Here is a 15,506-nt window from a genome sequence, read left to right as displayed (position 1 = left end):
TCTCGTGCGGTCCAATCACCGAGACGGACATTTCGGAGTCGGGGTGGGGATCACGTGGGCGAGTACGGCTTCGACATCGCGTTGGTCGGGGTGCTGGTGTTGATCAATGCGATGTTCGCGGGCAGCGAGATGGCGTTGATCTCGCTGCGCGAAGGGCAGCTCCGCGGTTTGGAGCGCGACGGTGGTCGGAGTGCGCGCACGTTGGTGCGGTTGGCGCGCGACCCGAACAGGTTCTTGGCGACCATCCAGATCGGTATCACCTTGGCCGGGTTCCTGGCCTCGGCGACCGCGGCGGTGTCGCTGGCGAAGCCCGTGGTGCCCTTGCTGGGATTTCTCGGCGGGGCGGCGGACGCCGTCGCCGTCGCGCTGGTGACGATGGTGTTGACGTTCCTGACCCTGGTGTTCGGCGAGTTGGCGCCCAAGCGCCTGGCGATGCAGTACTCCCTGCGGTGGGCGCTGCTGGTCGTGCGGCCGCTGGACTTCCTGTCGACGATCTCGCGGCCGGTGGTGTGGACGCTGAGCACCGCCACCAACATGGTCGTCCGGGTGTTCGGCGGCAACCCCGACGCCGACAACGAGGACATGAGCCCGGAGGAGTTGCGGGAGCTGGTCGAGAGCCAGCGAGGGCTCAACGCGGAGCAGCGCACGATCATCAGCGGCGCGCTGGAGATCCACGAGCGCCGCCTGCGGGAGGTCCTGGTGTCGCGCCGCGCCGTCTTCACCCTGGACTCGGACCTGAGCGTGGCGGACGCGCGCACCGCGTTGGCCGGTTCCGGGCACTCGCGCGCACCCGTCGCGCGCGACGGGCACCTGGACGACGTGGTCGGTGTCGTTCACCTGCGCGACCTGCTGGTGGACGACACCGTGCTCGTGGACGTGGCGCGCGAGGCGATGGTGCTGCCGGACTCGCTCCGGGTCGCCGACGCGCTGCGGCGGTTCAAGGCCGAGCACGAGCAGCTCGCGCTCGTCGTGGACGAGCACGGCGCGGTCGACGGCATCGTGACGCTGGAAGACCTCCTGGAGGAGGTGGTCGGCGAGATCTACGACGAGACCGACCGCGACGTGATGGCCGTGCGCACCGACGCGGACGGGGCGATGGTGCTGACCGGGACGTTCCCGATCCACGACCTGGACGACATCGGTGTCGAGCTGGTCGACGCTCCGGAGGGCGACTACACGACGATCGCGGGGCTCGTCCTGGTGGTGCTGGGGCGCATTCCGGAGCGGCCGGGGGACCGGATCGAGGTGTCGGGCTGGAGCGTCGAGGTGCTCGGCGTGGAGCGGCACGCGATCACGTCGGTGAGGCTGCGCAAGGTCGACAGGCCGTCGGAGGCGGACGCGTCCTGAGGGACTTCTCCCGGTACGAAGCCATTGGAGTCCACAAAGGACACTCGCGGCGACGACTTCGCGTCGGCGAAGGGGTGATCTTCCTCGACAACCGTACAGCGCTACGTGCTAGTGTCTGGCTTGTGTCTGATTCGACCGATTCCGGCGCTTCGTGCCCTGGGAAACCCTTTGCGGCGCAAGCGATTCCGGCTGACCTCGAATCGTCGGCCGTGGTGATCGGCTCGCGGGTCGCCGCCGTGGAAACGCGGCTTCGGCCCCACCACTTCCACTCGGCACCCGCCTGGGTTCCGTTACCCCACTCAAGTCCCCTCCCGGAGGAAGAACTCCATGTTCAAGCGGATGCTGAGCGCTTTCGGTGTCGGTGGCCCGTCCGTCGACACCGTCCTGGACTCCCCGCACGCCGTTCCCGGCCAGGCGATCACCGGCCAGGTGCGCATCCAGGGTGGCAGCTCGGACGTCACGATCGACCAGGTCGTGTTGTCGCTGGTCACCCGCGTCGAGATCGAGGGCGGCGGTCACGAGCACGCGGCCACGGGTGAGTTCCACCGCGTCTCCGTCGCCCAAGGCGTACGGGTCACCGCCGGTCAGCCGATGTCGGTCCCGTTCCAGCTGGTCATCCCGTGGGAGACCCCCATCACCACGGTCGGCGGCATGAACCTGCACGGGATGACCGTCGGTGTCCGCACCGAACTCGTCCTCTCCGGCGCTCCCGACAAGGGTGACCTCGACCCGATCGCGGTCTCGCCGATGCCGTCGCAGGACCGCGTGCTCGACGCCTTCGGGGCACTGGGCTTCCAGTTCCGCAGCGCCGACGTCGAGGCCGGGCGGATCCACGGCGTCCACCAGGAGCTGGGTTTCTACCAGGAGATCGAGTTCTTCCCGCCCTCGCAGTTCGCCGGGCGGATCAGCCAGGTCGAGCTGACCTTCGTCGCCAACCCGCACGAGCTGGTCGTCGTGCTCGAAGCCGACCGGCGCGGCGGGATGTTCGGCTCTGGCGGCGACTCGTTCGGCCGCTTCGCCATGTCCCACCAGGAGGCGATGAGCACTGACTGGGCGTCCGCGATCGGTCAGTGGCTGTCGCAGGTCGCCGAGCGCGGCGGTCACTCCGCCTTCGGCGGCCACGCCCAGCCCCACTCGGCGTTCGGTGGCGGCCACGGCCAGCAGGGTTACGGCCAGCAGGGCTACGGCCAGCCCGGTTACGGTCAGCAGGGGCACGGGCAGCACGGTTACGGCCACGAGCAGCGTCGCGGGCCCGGCATGGGCGCGGTCGTCGGTGGCGTGGCGGCCGGTGTCGTGGGCGGCATGATCCTGGGTGAGGTCTTCGACGAGGTCGGCGACGCGTTCGAGGGCGAGGACTTCGCGGGCGAGGAATGACCCGCGGGCGAGCGGGAGCGCGTCGGGGATCCGTTCGCTGACAGCGCGTGTGGCCGGACCCGTGAGCCGGTCCGGCCACACCGAATCGGGTCGCCGTCGTGGCAGATCGCCGAATCCTGGGCAATACTGGCTGGTAGTCAGAGCGGGACCCGTGTGGTGCGACGGGAGAGGTCGGCGAATCGTGGAGCTGGGAGACCGGGAAAGACGGCAGTTCGAGGCCATTGAGCAGGGACTCGTCGACGGTGATCCCAAGTTCGCCGCGAAGATGAGGCGCCTCGACTCCGAGGCCCCGCGGATGGTCCGGCTCCTCAGGGACGTCCTCGTGCTGCTCGCCACGTACGTCATCGGCTTGAGCACGATCGTCGCCGGAGTGTGGCTTTCGTCCATCGTTCTGGTCGTTTTCGGTGCCGTGGTCACCGCGGGCCTGCCCGTGCTGGTCGGATGGCGGGCGTACCGGGACTACCGGGTGAAGAACGTGGTCGTGGCCGCGCCACGGGGTCAATCGCCGGTGCGGTGACGAAGCCGCCGTCGGGTCGAGAAGCTCACACGAGCGGCAGGTCCGGCGGGACCTGCAACGCGATGGTGATCAGCGAGTGCACGCGGCCCGCGATGGCGGCGAGCAGGCCGTGGGCTTCCGGCCCGGCCGCGTCGATCGCCGCTTGGAGGACGGTCAGGTCCGAGGTGATCCGCGCCAGCAGGTCGGCCACGTCGGCGGGCTGGGACCCCAGCGCGCGGGAGATCTCGTCCAGGCTCACGCCCTGCGTCTCCAGCCGTTGGATCACGCCGATCCGGTCGGCGTCGGCGGGGTCGTAGAGGCGGTAGTTGGACGCGGTGCGCTTCGCCGGGCTGAGCAGGCCGAGGCCGGTGTAGTAGTCGACCGTGCGGATGCTGACCCCGGAACGGGCCGCGAGTTCGCCGATCTTGATCAGCGCGTCGCTCATGCGGGTCCCTCCTCGGGTCGCCGGTGATCCACCTGAACCATACAGTGCCGCGTGCTAGTGTCGAGAACATGCCTACCAGCGACGACCCCGAGGGGTGCAGTAGTCAGCCGGGCCGCGCCCGGCTGATCAGCGTGTCGAGTGCCCGTGCCGCCCTCCTGTCCGGAGCAGCGGCATGTTGATTCTCTGGGGCCTGCTGGCGATCCTGGCCCTGACCGCCGCGACCGGGTACTTCGTGGCCCAGGAGTTCGCCTACATGGCGGTGGACCGCGGTCGCCTGCGGCAGATGGCCGAGGCGGGCGACAAGGGCGCGGAGCGCGCGTATCGCGTGACCCAGCGCCTGTCGTTCATGCTCTCCGGCGCCCAGTTCGGCATCACGGTCACCGCGCTGCTGGTCGGCTTCGTCGCCGAACCCCTGCTCGGCTCCGGCCTCGCGAGCGTGCTCGGCTTCACCGGCCTGTCCGAGGCCGCGAGGCTGTCGCTGTCGGTCGCGGTCGCGCTGGTGTTCGCCACCGTGGTCCAGATGGTGCTGGGCGAGCTCGTGCCCAAGAACCTCGCCATCGCCAAGCCCGAGACGCTGGCCAAGGCGCTCAGCTCGTCGACCCTGGTCTACCTCGCCGTAGCCGGGCCGATCATCCGGTTCTTCGACGCCGCCGCCACCAAGCTGCTGCGCTCGGTCGGCATCGAGCCGGTGGAGGAACTGCCGCAGGGCGCGACCCCGGAGGACCTGCACCAGATCATCGACGAGGCGGGCGCGCAGGGCCACCTCGACCCCGAGCTGTCCCGATTGCTCGACCGGGGCCTCGACTTCCGCGGCCTGGTGGCCGAGCAGGCGATGACGCCGCGGGTCGCCGTGCACACCGTGAGCGCGGACGAACCCGTGGCGCGGATCGTGGAACTGCTGGACACCGGGCACTCCCGCTTCCCCGTGGTGGGGGAGGACCTCGACGACGTGATCGGGATGGTCGGCCTGGCCGAGGTCCTGACCGTCGAGCCCGAACTGCGCGCGACCACGCTGATCGGGAAGATCGCGTCGCCCGCGGTGCTGGTCCCCACGACGTTGCCGCTGCCCGCGGTGCTGGAACGCCTGCGCGCCGAACACCGGCAGACCGCGTGCGTGGTCGACGAGTTCGGCGGGTTCGCCGGGGTCGTGTCCCTGGAGGACCTGGCGGAAGAACTGGTCGGGGAGATCCACGACGAGGACGACCTGATCCCCGACGCCGTCGAACACCGCCCGGACGGGTCGTGGGTGGTGCCCGGCAGGCTGCGCATCGACGAGATCGAGGACGCCACCGGCATCGCCCTGCCGACCGACACCGGCTACGACACGGTCTCCGGCCTGGTGCTGAGCCGACTCGGCCGCACCGCCCGCGTGGGCGACGAGGTCGAGGTCGTCGTCCCCGTGCCCTCGCTCGACGACGAGCCACCGCCGCCGCGCCACGTGCTGGTGCGGGTCGCGGCGGTCGCCAGGAACGTGCCCAGCACGGTCCTGCTGAACGACCGACCCGAACCCTCCGCGGAGGACGACCGAGAACTGGAGCGCGACGAGGTGCTGGGCCGATGAGCGTCGGGTTGTCGCTGTCGATTTCCCTGGTCCTGTTGGTGGGCAACGCGTTCTTCGTCGCCGCGGAGTTCGCGCTGATCTCCGCCAAGCGGCACCGGCTGGAGCAGGAAGCCGCTCAGGGCAGCCGTGCCGCTCGCGCCGCCGTCGCGGGCGTGCGGGAGCTCTCCCTCATGCTGGCGGGCGCTCAGCTGGGCATCACGTTGTGCACCTTGGGTTTGGGCGCGTTGGCCGAGCCCGCCGTCGCCACGCTGCTGGACCCGCTGTTCCTGCTGACCGGGCTGCCCGCGGCCGTGGCGCACGGGATCGCTTTCGCGCTGAGCCTGGTGCTGGTGGTGTTCCTGCACATGGTGGTCGGCGAGATGGCCCCGAAGTCGTGGGCCATCAGCCACCCGGAGCGCTCGGCGCTGCTGCTGGCGCTGCCGTTCCGCGGCTTCGCGCGCGGCGTGCGCTGGCTGCTGTCCGCGCTCAACGGCGTGTCCAACGCGCTGCTGCGGTTGCTCAAGGTGCAACCGCAGGACGAGTTGGCCCAGACCCACCGGCCCGACGACCTGCTCATGCTGCTGCGCCAGTCCGGCGAGCACGGGACGATCCCCGAGGGCCAGCAACGGCTTCTCACCAGGATGCTGCACCTGCAGAACACCACCCTGGCCGAGGTCATGATCCCGAGGGACCGCACGGTCACCGTCACCGAGCACACGACCGCCCGCGCGGTCGAGAAGCTGAGCCGTGACACCGGCCGCTCCCGTTTCCCCGTCTTGGACCTGGGCGGTGGGTTCGTGGGCCTGCTGCACATCCGGGAGGTCGTGCGCGCCACCGCGGCGGGCGGGGATCCGACGGCGTCGACGATGATGACCGTTCCGCTGACGCTGGCGGCCGACCTTCCGGTCGCCCGAGCGGTCACCGCGATGCGCGACGCGCGGTCGCAGTTGGCGCTGGTCGCCGAAGCGGACGGCGCCGTGGTCGGCATCGCGGCCTTGGAGGACCTGCTGGAGCAGCTCATCGGCGAGTTCGACGACGAGACCGACCGCGAGCGCGCCGTCAAGACCTGACAGATCGCACGCTGTGGGCCGTCCGTTTCCGCGGACGGCCCACAGCTGCCGCGACTACGGGTTGAGCATCGCGGGATCGGTGAAGGCGGGGTCTCGGGGCGTTTCGGTCCGGAAGTCCTCGCCCGAGTCCCAGTCCCACTCCTCCGACTCCTCGCTCAGCCGCTCGACCAGGTCGAAGAACCGGCTCTCGACCGGTCGCAGGCCTGCCACCGTCGAGGTCAGGTCCCGCGACCGCACGAACCGCGCCCCGTCCCGGCTCACGGAGAGGACCGCCAGCCAGCCGGACGCGTCCGCGGGCCAGAGGTTGGCGCCGGTCTCGGCCCAGAACAGCACGGTGTCCTCGGTCGGCTCGGACTTGACCGCGCCCGCCGCGGCCAGCATCAGCAGCGCCGTGTGCACGCTCCGCTCGGAATAGCCGAAGTGCAGGAGGTAGGCCTCCAGCGCCCCGTCGTGGTACCGGAGAACGCCGCACTCCTCGTCGCCCTCGCACGAGGCGTCGACCCGCTCGGCGAAGTAGGCCGCGGGTGTCGTCCCCGTCTCGACCGAGTCCCACTCGGTGTCCGCGCGGCGGTCGTTCCACAACCAGCCGTCGAACATCGCCTCCGGGTTCGAGATCACGCCCAGGTTCTCCACCGGGGTCCTCAGCCACGCCTCGAACCCTTCCCGCGACAGGGGAATGCGAGCCGCCACCATGAAGCTGTCCGACACGACCTGGTCCCTCTCCGTCGTCCGATCGAAGGAACTTGGTACCACACCGGATTCGAGGCGTTGGACGTGCCGACCTGTCCGTCCACTGCGGAGGGGGCCGATCCCCGAAAGTCCGAGGTAGCGTTGGGGCGCAGGGTGAAACCGGAGATGGGGGTGATCACCGCGGAGTCCTATCTGGAGTTGCCGCCGGTGGCCGAACTGCGCGGTGTGGTGCGCACGGTGTGGGTCCAGCGCGTCGGCGCGGTGGACTACGTGCAGCGGCACCTGCCCACCGGTGGGGTGGAGCTGCACTTCCCGTTGGGCGGGTGGCCGCGGCTGGTCGGGCCGTTGACCGGGCCGGTGGTGGAGGTGGTCCCGGCTGGTACGACGCTGGTCGGAGTGCGCTTCCACCCTGGTGCGGCGCCACCGCTGGGTGCCCTCCTCGACGAACTGGTCGACCGGCACCTGAGCCTGGAAGAGTTGTGGGGGCGTACCGCGCAGCGCCTCGCGGACGTGTTGGCGGGCATCGACGCACCCGGACGGGCACTGCACGTGGTGCAGGCCCACCTGGTGCGGGAGTTCCGCCGCTCGGGCGGGCCCGACCCGCTCGTGGGGGCGACCGTGGACGGCCTGATGCCGTGGCGACCGGTCGCCATCGACGGCCTTGCCGAGCACCTGGCGCTGTCGACCAGCCAGCTCCGCAGGCGTTGCCTGCGAGCGGTCGGCCTGAGTCCGAAGGAGTTGCAGCGCACGCTGCGCTTCCAGGGATTCCTGGCGTTGGCCCAGGCCAGGGCCACCGCGTCGGGCAGGCGGGGCGTCGACGGCGTGGCTGGGCTCGCGGTCGACGTCGGCTACTCCGACCAGGCGCACCTCAGCCGGGAGTGCCTGAGGTTGACCGGGCTCACGCCGGGCCAGCTGCTCGGCGGGGACGTCGACCGGTGTGCGTGCGGGCACGACCACTCGGCCTCCTACGGCCCGTTCCTGGCCACCCGGCGGATGCGCGATTCGTTCAAGACGACCTGACGGCAGGCTCGTACGGTCGGAGCGTGATCAACGAGCGGTTCGACGGGGCGGTGCTCGCTCCGGGCACTCCGGGCTACGACACCGCCCGACGCCCGGCGAATCCCGCCTACCAGCGGGTGCTGCCCCGGCTGGTGGCGCGGTGCGGCTCGGTCGCCGACGTCGTTCGCACCGTGCGGTACGCCGCGCGGACGGGGGAGCGGCTCGCGCCACGGGGTGGCGGGCACTGCTTCGCGGGCCGGTCCTCGACGACCGGGATCCTGCTCGACCTCGCCGATCTGGACGACATCGCGGTGGCGGGCGACGGCACCGCCGTGATCGGCGCGGGCGCACAGTTGGGGCAGGTGTACGCGGCGCTGCACACCCGCGGGCGAACCCTGCCCGCCGGGTGCGGACCCACAGTCGGCATCGCCGGGCTCACCCTCGGCGGTGGCATCGGCCTGCTCGGCCGTCGGTTCGGGCTGACCTGCGACCGGCTGATCGGCGCCGAGGTGGTGCTGGCCGACGGCTCGGTCGTGGACTGCGACGAGGACCGCCACCCGGACCTGTTCTGGGCGCTGCGCGGCGCGGGCGGCGGCCAGTTCGGCGTCGTCACCGCGTTGCGGTTCGCCACGGTCGCCGAGCCAGTGGCGATCCGGGTCGAGGCGCACCGCTCCGGCGGACCTGACCGGATCGCGACCCTGGTCGCGGACTGGCAGGCCTGGGCTCCGGAAGCCCCGGACGGGCTCACCGTCAACCTCACGGTCGTCGCCGAGCCGGGTCGCCCGCTGCGCGCGTCGCTGTTCGGCGCGTCGCTGCTCGACGCGGGCACGACCCGACGGCTCTTGGCCGTGGTCGCGGGCGAGCCGGTCACCCTGACGGCAGGACGGCCGTTCCACGAGGTGAAGGCGGGCTTCGCCGACCTCGACCCACCCGCTCGGGCGTCACGGATCCGTTCGGAGTTCTTCACGGACCCCCTGCCCACCCCGGTTCTCGCGGCGCTGCTCACCGGATCGGCCGATCCGCCGAGTCGGCGGGAGCTCGGCTTCACCACGATGGGCGGCGCCTACGACCGCGTCGACGCCGATGCCACCGCGTTCGCCCACCGCGGTCAGCGTTTCCTGCTCGAACACGTCGGAGAGCCGGACGACGCGTGGGTCGACGAGTCCTGGACGACGGCGCACGCCCACGGATCCGGCCGGGTCTACCCCAACTTCCCCGACCCCGCGCTGCCGGACTGGGCCGCCGCCTACCACGCGGAAAACCACGCCCGTCTGGTCGCGGTCAAGCAGACCTACGACCCGCACCGGTTCTTCCACTTCCCGCAATCGGTCTGACGAGAGGACCACCCATGACACGGGTTTTCAGCGCCCACGCCGTCTCGGTCGACGGCTTCATCACCGGCCGGGCCCCCGGCCCCGGCCGAGGGCTCGGCGACGCGGGCCTGCTCTTCGACTGGTACTTCGACGGCGACACCGGCAGCGAGGTGTTCGACGGGTTCCGGCTCAGCGCCGAGAGCGCCAGGGTGTTCGACGCCGAGGCGAGCAGGGTCGGCGCGGTCGTGGCGGGCCGCACCACGTACGACGACTCGGGCTGGGCCGACGGGGGCTCTCCTCACCCGCACGCCCCGCTGGTCGTGCTCAGCCACCGGCCGCCACCGGCGATCCACGACCGGCAGACCTTCGCCACCGACGTCACCGAGGCCGTGGCCGTGGCGCGTAAGATCGCCGGGAACCGGGACGTGGCGCTGATGGGCGGCGGCCTGCTCACCGCGGCGCTGAACGCGGGCCTGGTCGACGAGCTGGTGCTGCACCAGGTGCCCGTCCTGCTGGGCGCCGGGCGCGGCTTCTTCCGGGAACTGCCCGCGCACGTCGCTCTCCGCGCCGTGGAGGTCGTCGCCGCGCCCGGCGTCACCCACCTGCGCTACGAGGTGATCCGATGAGCCGGGCCGTCCTGGTCACCGGCGGCCTCGGCTGAGACGAAAGGCTCGAGGCAACGACTCCTCACCAGCGCGTGCCGGCCTTCGGGTGTCGTCGCGAGGAGAGCGGCCGGGGTCCCTGTCACGGGACCCCGGCCGCGGTGGGCGAGGGGGTCAGCCGACCGTCTCCCGGTCCTCGCTGGAACGGCGGGCCCGCGGCACGATCGCGATCCGCTGCGGCACCGAACCGTCGACCTTCGGGAAGTTCCGGCGCACCCAGAGCGGGCCGAGCAGGAGGAGGAGCAGACCGGTCACCGGGAACAGCGACGCGATCACCTCCTGCCACACGGCCAGGTCCATCGGGCGGGGCGGGGACTCCTGGATGCCGACGAGCATGAACACCCGCACGGAGAAGACGACCGTGAGCAGGGCGGTCACGACGGCGACCGGCACGGCGCGCTCGCGGTAGGCCCAGACGGCCAGCCAGATCATCAGCGGGATCACGTAGACCCAGTGGTGCTCCCAGCTGACCGGGGACACCAGCAGACCGGTGATCGCGGCGGCGGAGAAGCCGAGGAAGTCGGCGCCGCGGCGGAACGCGAACGTCGCCACGAGGAGCCCGTAGAGCGCGACCAGCCCGAGCAGCGCGAACCACCACGGCGCGAACACGTCGGTCCTGAGCACCCTGGACATGGCGCCGACCATCGACTGGTTTGGCGTGTCGAACACGCCACCCGCGCGCGAGGCGTGCAGGACCAACCCACCCCAGTAGGTCGCCGAGTCCGACGGCTTGACCAGGAAACCGACGGCCACCGTGCCGAGGAAGGCCAGCACCGCGGTGCGGGCGGCCTTCCAGCGCTTGGTGAACACCAGGTACCCCACGAAGATGAGCGGCGTGACCTTCAGGCCCGCCGCGATGCCGATGCCGACGCCCATCCACTTCCCGAACGGCTTGCGGAAGTCGAGCAGCACCAGCAGGAGCAGGAACATGTTGATCTGACCGGCGATGAGCTGCACCCGCACCGGCAGCAGCCACGCGGTCAGCACGAGCAGCACGACCGTCAGCGCGACCTTGGCCCGGCTGTCGCGGATGCCCGCAATGCCGAGGGTGATCCACACGACCGCGCCGAGCGCCATCAGCGACACGGCGTTCCACACCAGGCTGGCCGCCCCGATCGGCAGGAACGACAGCGGCACGAAGAACAGGATCGCGGTGAGCGGCGGGTACATGTACGGCATCGGACCGTACAGCGGGGACTGGACGACCAGGTCGTAGAGCGACTGGCCGTCGCGCACGGTCTGGCCCGCGGCCAGGTAGACCTTCAGGTCGACGGTCCACCGCAGACTCCAGTAGGGGTCGCGCAGGAACACGTAGGAGGCGATCATCGCGAGCACGACGGAGGTGACCACGACGGCGGCCGTGACGATCACCTTCGGTCGGAAGCGCGGGGTCGCGACCGGGGAGCTGGACATGGTCATCCTCTCGAAGTGCGGGTGAAGGACCCGGTGGGGCGGGTCGGTGGGGTGGTCTCCCCGGTGAGGGAGGCAGGCAGCGCGCGAGGACCGACGAGCAGGTCGTCCCGGCTCGCCAGGCTGATCCGGGCGTCGGGGACGCCCAAGCGGTCGAGCACGCCGAGCGCGTCGAACTCGTCGCACCCGTTGAGCAGCACACCGACCTCGCCGTCCGCGACGGAGACCTCGTCGGTTGCGCGGAGCAGTTCGGCGCGCACGGGCGTGGCGCCCTCGGGGAACCGCACCAGCGTCGCGATGTCGGAGCGCGCGTACCGGCGCTGCGCCGTGCCCGCGCGCTTCGAGCGCACGACGCCGATCTGGTGGGTCACGACGTCGGCGAGCAGCCGGGCGGCGCGGTCCCAGTCGAAGCGGTCGGCCCACGCGCGGCACACCTCGGCGGTGCGTTCGGCGAGCACGGGGTCGGTGAGGTCGGTGAGCGCGTTCTCGACGGTGTCGCCGAGCCGGTCCGCGTCCTCGACGACCCGACCGGTCACGCCGTCCCGGACGAAGTCGCGCGCACCCGGCGCGGCCAGGCACACATGCGGGACCCCGTGCGCCGCCGACTCGATCACGGTGCAGCCGCAGGCGTCCGCGGTGGCCGTGGAGACGGTCAGCCAGGCGCGGCGCAGCCAGGCGCGGCGCACCTCGTCGGGCTGCCGTCCGTGCAGGGTGACCGAGGCGGCCACGCCGACGTCGGCGGCGAGCCCGCGCAGCCGGTGCAGGTCCGGGCCCTCGCCGAGGAACTCGACGCGCAGTCCGGGGACTCGCGTGACGACCGGGGCGAGCGCGGTCAGCAGCAGGTCCAGCCGCTGTTCGGGCACCAGTGGCGCCACGACCACGATCGTCGGTCGACCGGTCCGCTCCGATCGGCCCCGCTCCGGTGTCGTGGCGGGGGGAACGACGAAGATCGGGCCGCGGAAACCCAGGTGCCGCCTCAATTCGTGCCGCGAGGACACCGACGGCACGGCGATCGCCCGGTCACCGCGGGTCCACCGGGCGAGCGGCCCCGCCAGGAAGCGGTCGACGGCGCTCGTGGGGGAGAAGCGCCTCGGGGGAGCCAGTCGCGGGACGCCGTGGACGACCTGCACGACGGGCACCCGCCTGCCGGTGATCACCGACACCGCGAAGCACATCCGGCTCGTGCCGTCGATCACGGCGTCGTAGTGGGCGCCGCGGCGCAGCAGCCGCAGCGCGGTGTGCGGGAACACGCCCCACGACCTGCCGGAGCGCAGCACCTCGATCCCGTCCACGACCTCGCGCGCGGCGGCGGCGGGTGACCGGGTCGCCACCCAGGTGACCTCGGCGCCGTCGGCGACCCACCGCCTGGCGATCTCGTGCAGGTACCGCTCGGCGCCACCGGCGCTCGGGTGCCGCACGTCCCACCTGCTCACGACCAGCAGTCGGCGACCGGCGCTCATGGCAGGTCCGCCCGGTACAGCCGGAGCAGGTCGGCGAACGCGGCCCGGCCGTCGTGCACCGGCCGGAACGTCGAGCGCTCGTCGTCGGTCCAGGCCACCGCGATCTCCGCGATGCGCCCGCCCACCAACCGGATCTGCCGCAGCAGCTCCACGTCGAACGCGAAGCCGCTGACCCGGCAGCGGGCCAGCGCGCTCTGCACCGCCTCGCGCTCGAACACCTTGAAGCCGCACTGGGTGTCGTGCACCTCGGGCACCAGCGGCCGGGCGAGCATCCGGAACGCCGCCCCGCCCATCCGCCGCCCCACGGGCTGCGGGTGCACGAACCGGGCTCCCGGCGCGTGCCGGGACGCGATGGCGGCCGCGGCGCCTGCGCGCAGTTCGGCCATCACCCTCGTCAGCGTCGAGATCGGCGTGGACAGGTCCGCGTCGACGAAGCCCGCGAAGCGGGACGTGCTGCTGCTCAAGCCCCGCCGCACCGCGGCGCCCTTGCCGGGACGCGCGCAGCCGATGGCGACCACGTCGACACCGCGGCGGTCCGCTGCGGCGACGACCGCGGTGGTCTCGTCGGTGCTGCCGTTGTCGACCACGACGATCCGCGACCGCCAGGACTGGTCGGCGAGGAAGGCGGTCAGCGCCCGCAGCGTGTCCGGCAGTCGACCGGCCTCGTTGAACGCGGGGACGACGAGTTCGAGGTCCACCGGGACGCGGGCGCGTGCGCCGTGGTGGACGACGGGGGACCCCGTGCGCTGACCGGGGACGGTGTGGATCGTGTTGTCTGGGTTCTCTCTCTTCATGGCGATGCCTCCGGACGGGACGGGTGGTTCGACGGGTCACGCCTGGGTGGCGTCGAGCACGAGCGAGCCCTTGGCCGTGGTGTCACGGCCCTCGAACAGGCGCGGGTGCGCCGCCCGGATGCCGTCGACGACCATGTCGTAGGGGACGTCGTCGAAGTCGCCGTGCGCGCGCAGGAACTCCATGTGCCTGCGGCCGTCCTCGTCGAACGGGTGGTACATGGAGTCCGTGCGGCCGTCGAAGTCCAGCGGCTTGATCTTGTAGAGCGTGCAGAGCATCTTGTTGAACACCGGCGTCGCCCTGACCCACTTGCCGTCCAGGTACGCGGTGGTGAGGCTGTGGAAGGTGAACACCTTGCCGCCCATCAGCTCCTCGAGCCGCGGCGAGGCGAGGTGGTTGCGGACGTCGCCGTAGTAGATGCGGCTCGGCACGCCGACCGCGCGCAGCGCCGCGGCGTACAGGATGGACTTGTGGACGCAGAAACCCATGCCGCGCTTGATGGTCGAGCTCGCCTTGAGGCCGTGGCGGGACAGGTCCGCGCCGTAGACCTCGTAGTGGATGCCGTCCCGGACGGCGTAGTAGAGCGCGAGCGCGCGATCGATGTCGGACAGGCCCTCGACGCCGGTCGGCAGGGCCTTGGCGACGAAGTCGCGCACGGTGTCGCTGTCGTGGTCGAGGAACTCGGTGGTGTCGAGCAGCGCCGAGTCGACGGAGTGGACTGTCATCGGGGATCCTCCCTCAGAGGCCGAGCATGCTGGCGACGCGCTGTCGCTGGATGTCCGAGGTCCCGGAGTAGATCGTCCCGGCGACCGCGTTGCGCAGGTCCTTCTCGAGGCCGTACTCGGCCGTGTAGCCGTACCCGCCGAAGACCTGCACGGCGGCCAGCGCGGAACTCACGTTGCCCTCGCTGGTGATCAGCTTGCTGATCGCGATGTCGACGGTGACGTTCTCGCCGTTCTGGAGCCGCTCCGCGGTGTCGTAGAGCCACTTCCGCGAGTTCTCCACCGCGATCTTCATCTCGACGATCTTGTTGGCGACCGACTGGTGCTGCCCGATCGGCTTGCCGAACTGCTGGCGGCTCCTGGCGTACTCGACGCACCGCTCCAACCGGTGGCGCATCTCGCCCGCGTTGACGACGAAGGAGCAGAGGATCTCCCACTTCATCACGTGGTCGAGGATCAGGAACCCGGCGCCGACCGAGCCGATGACGTTGGCCTTGGGGACCCGGACGTCGTCGAGGAACAGCTCGCACAGCGGCGAGGTGCGCAGGCCCATCTTCGCGATCGGCTTGCCGATCGACAGGCCCGGCGTGTCGCGGTCGACCAGGAGCGCGGTGATCGCCGCCGGGCTGCCGCGCTTGCCGGTGCGGGCGTAGACGACGAACACGTCGGCGATGGGGCCGTTGCTGACGAACGCCTTGCTGCCGTTGAGCACGTAGTCGTCGCCGTCGGCGGTGGCCGACGTGCGCATCGCCATCACGTCGGACCCGCCCTCGGGCTCGGTGATGGCGTGGGCGCCGATCGCCGATCCGTCGCAGATCCGCCTCAGGTAGCGGTCCTTGAGGTAGCGGGAACCGAAGCGCTGCAACGGGACGCCCGCGCTCACCAGGTGCGTGGTCGTGGAGAAGTTCAGCCCGCCGTCCCGGCAGCCGTACCCCAGCCCCTCCAGCACGTACATCGTGGTGAGCAGGTCCTGGCCGAGTCCTCCCCACTCGGGGTCGAAGGGCAGCCCCAGCAGCCCGGTCTCGCGGACGCGCTTCCACGCGTCGTCACCGAACTCGCCTCGGCCGTCCCGCTCGACGTGCTCCTTGCTGAGCACGTCGCCCAGGTCCTCGATCGCGGCGCGCAGCGCGCGCTGGTCCTCGTTCCACAACATGGGGATTCCTCCGGTGGTGGGCGGGTTGGACCG

General features: G+C 71.3%; 15 protein-coding genes. 8 read left to right on the top strand and 7 right to left on the bottom strand.

What is annotated here, in order from left to right; all coding sequences use genetic code 11:
• Positions 1-54 precede the first annotated feature (54 nt).
• The 3 genes from ACFWW9_RS02275 (at position 55) to ACFWW9_RS02265 (ending at position 3,238) form a co-directional block, all read left to right on the top strand.
• Positions 55-1,347, top strand: a complete 1,293-nt coding sequence (locus tag ACFWW9_RS02275) for a hemolysin family protein (protein WP_390370572.1) — start codon at positions 55-57, stop codon at positions 1,345-1,347.
• 327 nt (positions 1,348-1,674) lie between these two features.
• Complete coding sequence (locus ACFWW9_RS02270; protein ID WP_390370571.1) at positions 1,675-2,721, top strand: sporulation protein; 1,047 nt, start codon at positions 1,675-1,677, stop codon at positions 2,719-2,721.
• A gap of 181 nt (positions 2,722-2,902) precedes the next feature.
• The gene (locus tag ACFWW9_RS02265; protein WP_390370570.1) at positions 2,903-3,238 is read left to right on the top strand and encodes a DUF3040 domain-containing protein; all 336 of its coding nucleotides are present in this window, start codon (positions 2,903-2,905) and stop codon (positions 3,236-3,238) included.
• Positions 3,239-3,263: 25 nt separating this feature from the next.
• Here ACFWW9_RS02265 and ACFWW9_RS02260 read toward each other — a convergent pair whose 3' ends face one another.
• A complete protein-coding gene (locus tag ACFWW9_RS02260; protein WP_390370569.1) occupies positions 3,264-3,662 on the bottom strand; it encodes a MerR family transcriptional regulator in 399 nt (132 codons plus the stop codon).
• Positions 3,663-3,834: 172 nt separating this feature from the next.
• Here ACFWW9_RS02260 and ACFWW9_RS02255 point away from each other — a divergent pair, with 172 nt between their 5' ends.
• Both ACFWW9_RS02255 and ACFWW9_RS02250 read left to right on the top strand, forming a co-directional pair.
• Entirely contained in the window at positions 3,835-5,223 is a 1,389-nt protein-coding gene (locus ACFWW9_RS02255; protein ID WP_390370568.1) for a hemolysin family protein, read from the top strand.
• Complete coding sequence (locus ACFWW9_RS02250; protein WP_390370567.1) at positions 5,220-6,272, top strand: hemolysin family protein; 1,053 nt, start codon at positions 5,220-5,222, stop codon at positions 6,270-6,272. The genes ACFWW9_RS02255 and ACFWW9_RS02250 overlap by 4 nt, the downstream gene beginning before the upstream one ends.
• A gap of 54 nt (positions 6,273-6,326) precedes the next feature.
• Here ACFWW9_RS02250 and ACFWW9_RS02245 read toward each other — a convergent pair whose 3' ends face one another.
• The gene (locus tag ACFWW9_RS02245) at positions 6,327-6,980 is read right to left on the bottom strand and encodes a hypothetical protein (RefSeq protein WP_390370566.1); all 654 of its coding nucleotides are present in this window, start codon (positions 6,978-6,980) and stop codon (positions 6,327-6,329) included.
• A 147-nt stretch (positions 6,981-7,127) separates the two neighbouring features.
• Between ACFWW9_RS02245 and ACFWW9_RS02240 the strand changes: the two genes are divergently transcribed.
• Genes ACFWW9_RS02240 through ACFWW9_RS02230 form a run of 3 tightly spaced genes read left to right on the top strand, consistent with a single transcriptional unit; the run spans position 7,128 to position 9,900 of the window.
• On the top strand, positions 7,128-7,982 hold the full coding sequence (locus ACFWW9_RS02240) for a helix-turn-helix domain-containing protein (RefSeq protein ID WP_390370565.1): 855 nt from the start codon (positions 7,128-7,130) through the stop codon (positions 7,980-7,982).
• Between the two features lie 23 nt (positions 7,983-8,005).
• A complete protein-coding gene (locus tag ACFWW9_RS02235) occupies positions 8,006-9,295 on the top strand; it encodes an FAD-binding oxidoreductase (protein WP_390370564.1) in 1,290 nt (429 codons plus the stop codon).
• Between the two features lie 14 nt (positions 9,296-9,309).
• On the top strand, positions 9,310-9,900 hold the full coding sequence (locus ACFWW9_RS02230) for a dihydrofolate reductase family protein (protein ID WP_390370563.1): 591 nt from the start codon (positions 9,310-9,312) through the stop codon (positions 9,898-9,900).
• 150 nt (positions 9,901-10,050) lie between these two features.
• Here the strand turns inward: ACFWW9_RS02230 and ACFWW9_RS02225 are convergent, their stop codons facing one another.
• The 5 genes from ACFWW9_RS02225 to ACFWW9_RS02205 are packed head-to-tail and all read right to left on the bottom strand — an operon-like array spanning position 10,051 to position 15,473.
• Entirely contained in the window at positions 10,051-11,349 is a 1,299-nt protein-coding gene (locus tag ACFWW9_RS02225) for a glycosyltransferase 87 family protein (RefSeq protein WP_390370562.1), read from the bottom strand.
• Between the two features lie 2 nt (positions 11,350-11,351).
• Complete coding sequence (locus ACFWW9_RS02220; protein ID WP_390370561.1) at positions 11,352-12,806, bottom strand: glycosyltransferase family 4 protein; 1,455 nt, start codon at positions 12,804-12,806, stop codon at positions 11,352-11,354.
• Complete coding sequence (locus tag ACFWW9_RS02215) at positions 12,803-13,600, bottom strand: glycosyltransferase (protein ID WP_390370560.1); 798 nt, start codon at positions 13,598-13,600, stop codon at positions 12,803-12,805. Before ACFWW9_RS02215 ends, ACFWW9_RS02220 begins: the two co-directional genes overlap by 4 nt.
• Before the next feature lie 36 nt (positions 13,601-13,636).
• Positions 13,637-14,323, bottom strand: coding sequence for a transglutaminase family protein (locus ACFWW9_RS02210; protein ID WP_390370559.1), 687 nt, complete (start codon positions 14,321-14,323; stop codon positions 13,637-13,639).
• Positions 14,324-14,336: 13 nt separating this feature from the next.
• Positions 14,337-15,473, bottom strand: coding sequence for an acyl-CoA dehydrogenase family protein (locus tag ACFWW9_RS02205; protein ID WP_390370558.1), 1,137 nt, complete (start codon positions 15,471-15,473; stop codon positions 14,337-14,339).
• Between the last annotated feature and the right edge of the window lie 33 nt (positions 15,474-15,506).

The sequence above is a fragment of the Umezawaea sp. NPDC059074 genome (genome assembly GCF_042738955.1).
GTDB lineage: Bacteria > Actinomycetota > Actinomycetes > Mycobacteriales > Pseudonocardiaceae > Umezawaea.
Note: the sequence above shows the minus strand (reverse complement) of the source record. Positions and strands in the feature narration are given on the sequence as shown.

Bases quoted from the DNA above. Each gene is read 5' to 3' on its own strand.
- ACFWW9_RS02270 (WP_390370571.1), top strand. From the start codon at position 1,675: ATGTTCAAGCGGATGCTGAGCGCTTTCGGTGTCGGTGGCCCGTCCGTC.
- ACFWW9_RS02260 (WP_390370569.1), bottom strand. From the start codon at position 3,662: ATGAGCGACGCGCTGATCAAGATCGGCGAACTCGCGGCCCGTTCCGGG.
- ACFWW9_RS02255 (WP_390370568.1), top strand. From the start codon at position 3,835: ATGTTGATTCTCTGGGGCCTGCTGGCGATCCTGGCCCTGACCGCCGCG.
- ACFWW9_RS02250 (WP_390370567.1), top strand. From the start codon at position 5,220: ATGAGCGTCGGGTTGTCGCTGTCGATTTCCCTGGTCCTGTTGGTGGGC.
- ACFWW9_RS02240 (WP_390370565.1), top strand. From the start codon at position 7,128: ATGGGGGTGATCACCGCGGAGTCCTATCTGGAGTTGCCGCCGGTGGCC.
- ACFWW9_RS02230 (WP_390370563.1), top strand. From the start codon at position 9,310: ATGACACGGGTTTTCAGCGCCCACGCCGTCTCGGTCGACGGCTTCATC.
- ACFWW9_RS02225 (WP_390370562.1), bottom strand. From the start codon at position 11,349: ATGTCCAGCTCCCCGGTCGCGACCCCGCGCTTCCGACCGAAGGTGATC.
- ACFWW9_RS02220 (WP_390370561.1), bottom strand. From the start codon at position 12,806: ATGAGCGCCGGTCGCCGACTGCTGGTCGTGAGCAGGTGGGACGTGCGG.
- ACFWW9_RS02215 (WP_390370560.1), bottom strand. From the start codon at position 13,600: ATGAAGAGAGAGAACCCAGACAACACGATCCACACCGTCCCCGGTCAG.
- ACFWW9_RS02210 (WP_390370559.1), bottom strand. From the start codon at position 14,323: ATGACAGTCCACTCCGTCGACTCGGCGCTGCTCGACACCACCGAGTTC.
- ACFWW9_RS02205 (WP_390370558.1), bottom strand. From the start codon at position 15,473: ATGTTGTGGAACGAGGACCAGCGCGCGCTGCGCGCCGCGATCGAGGAC.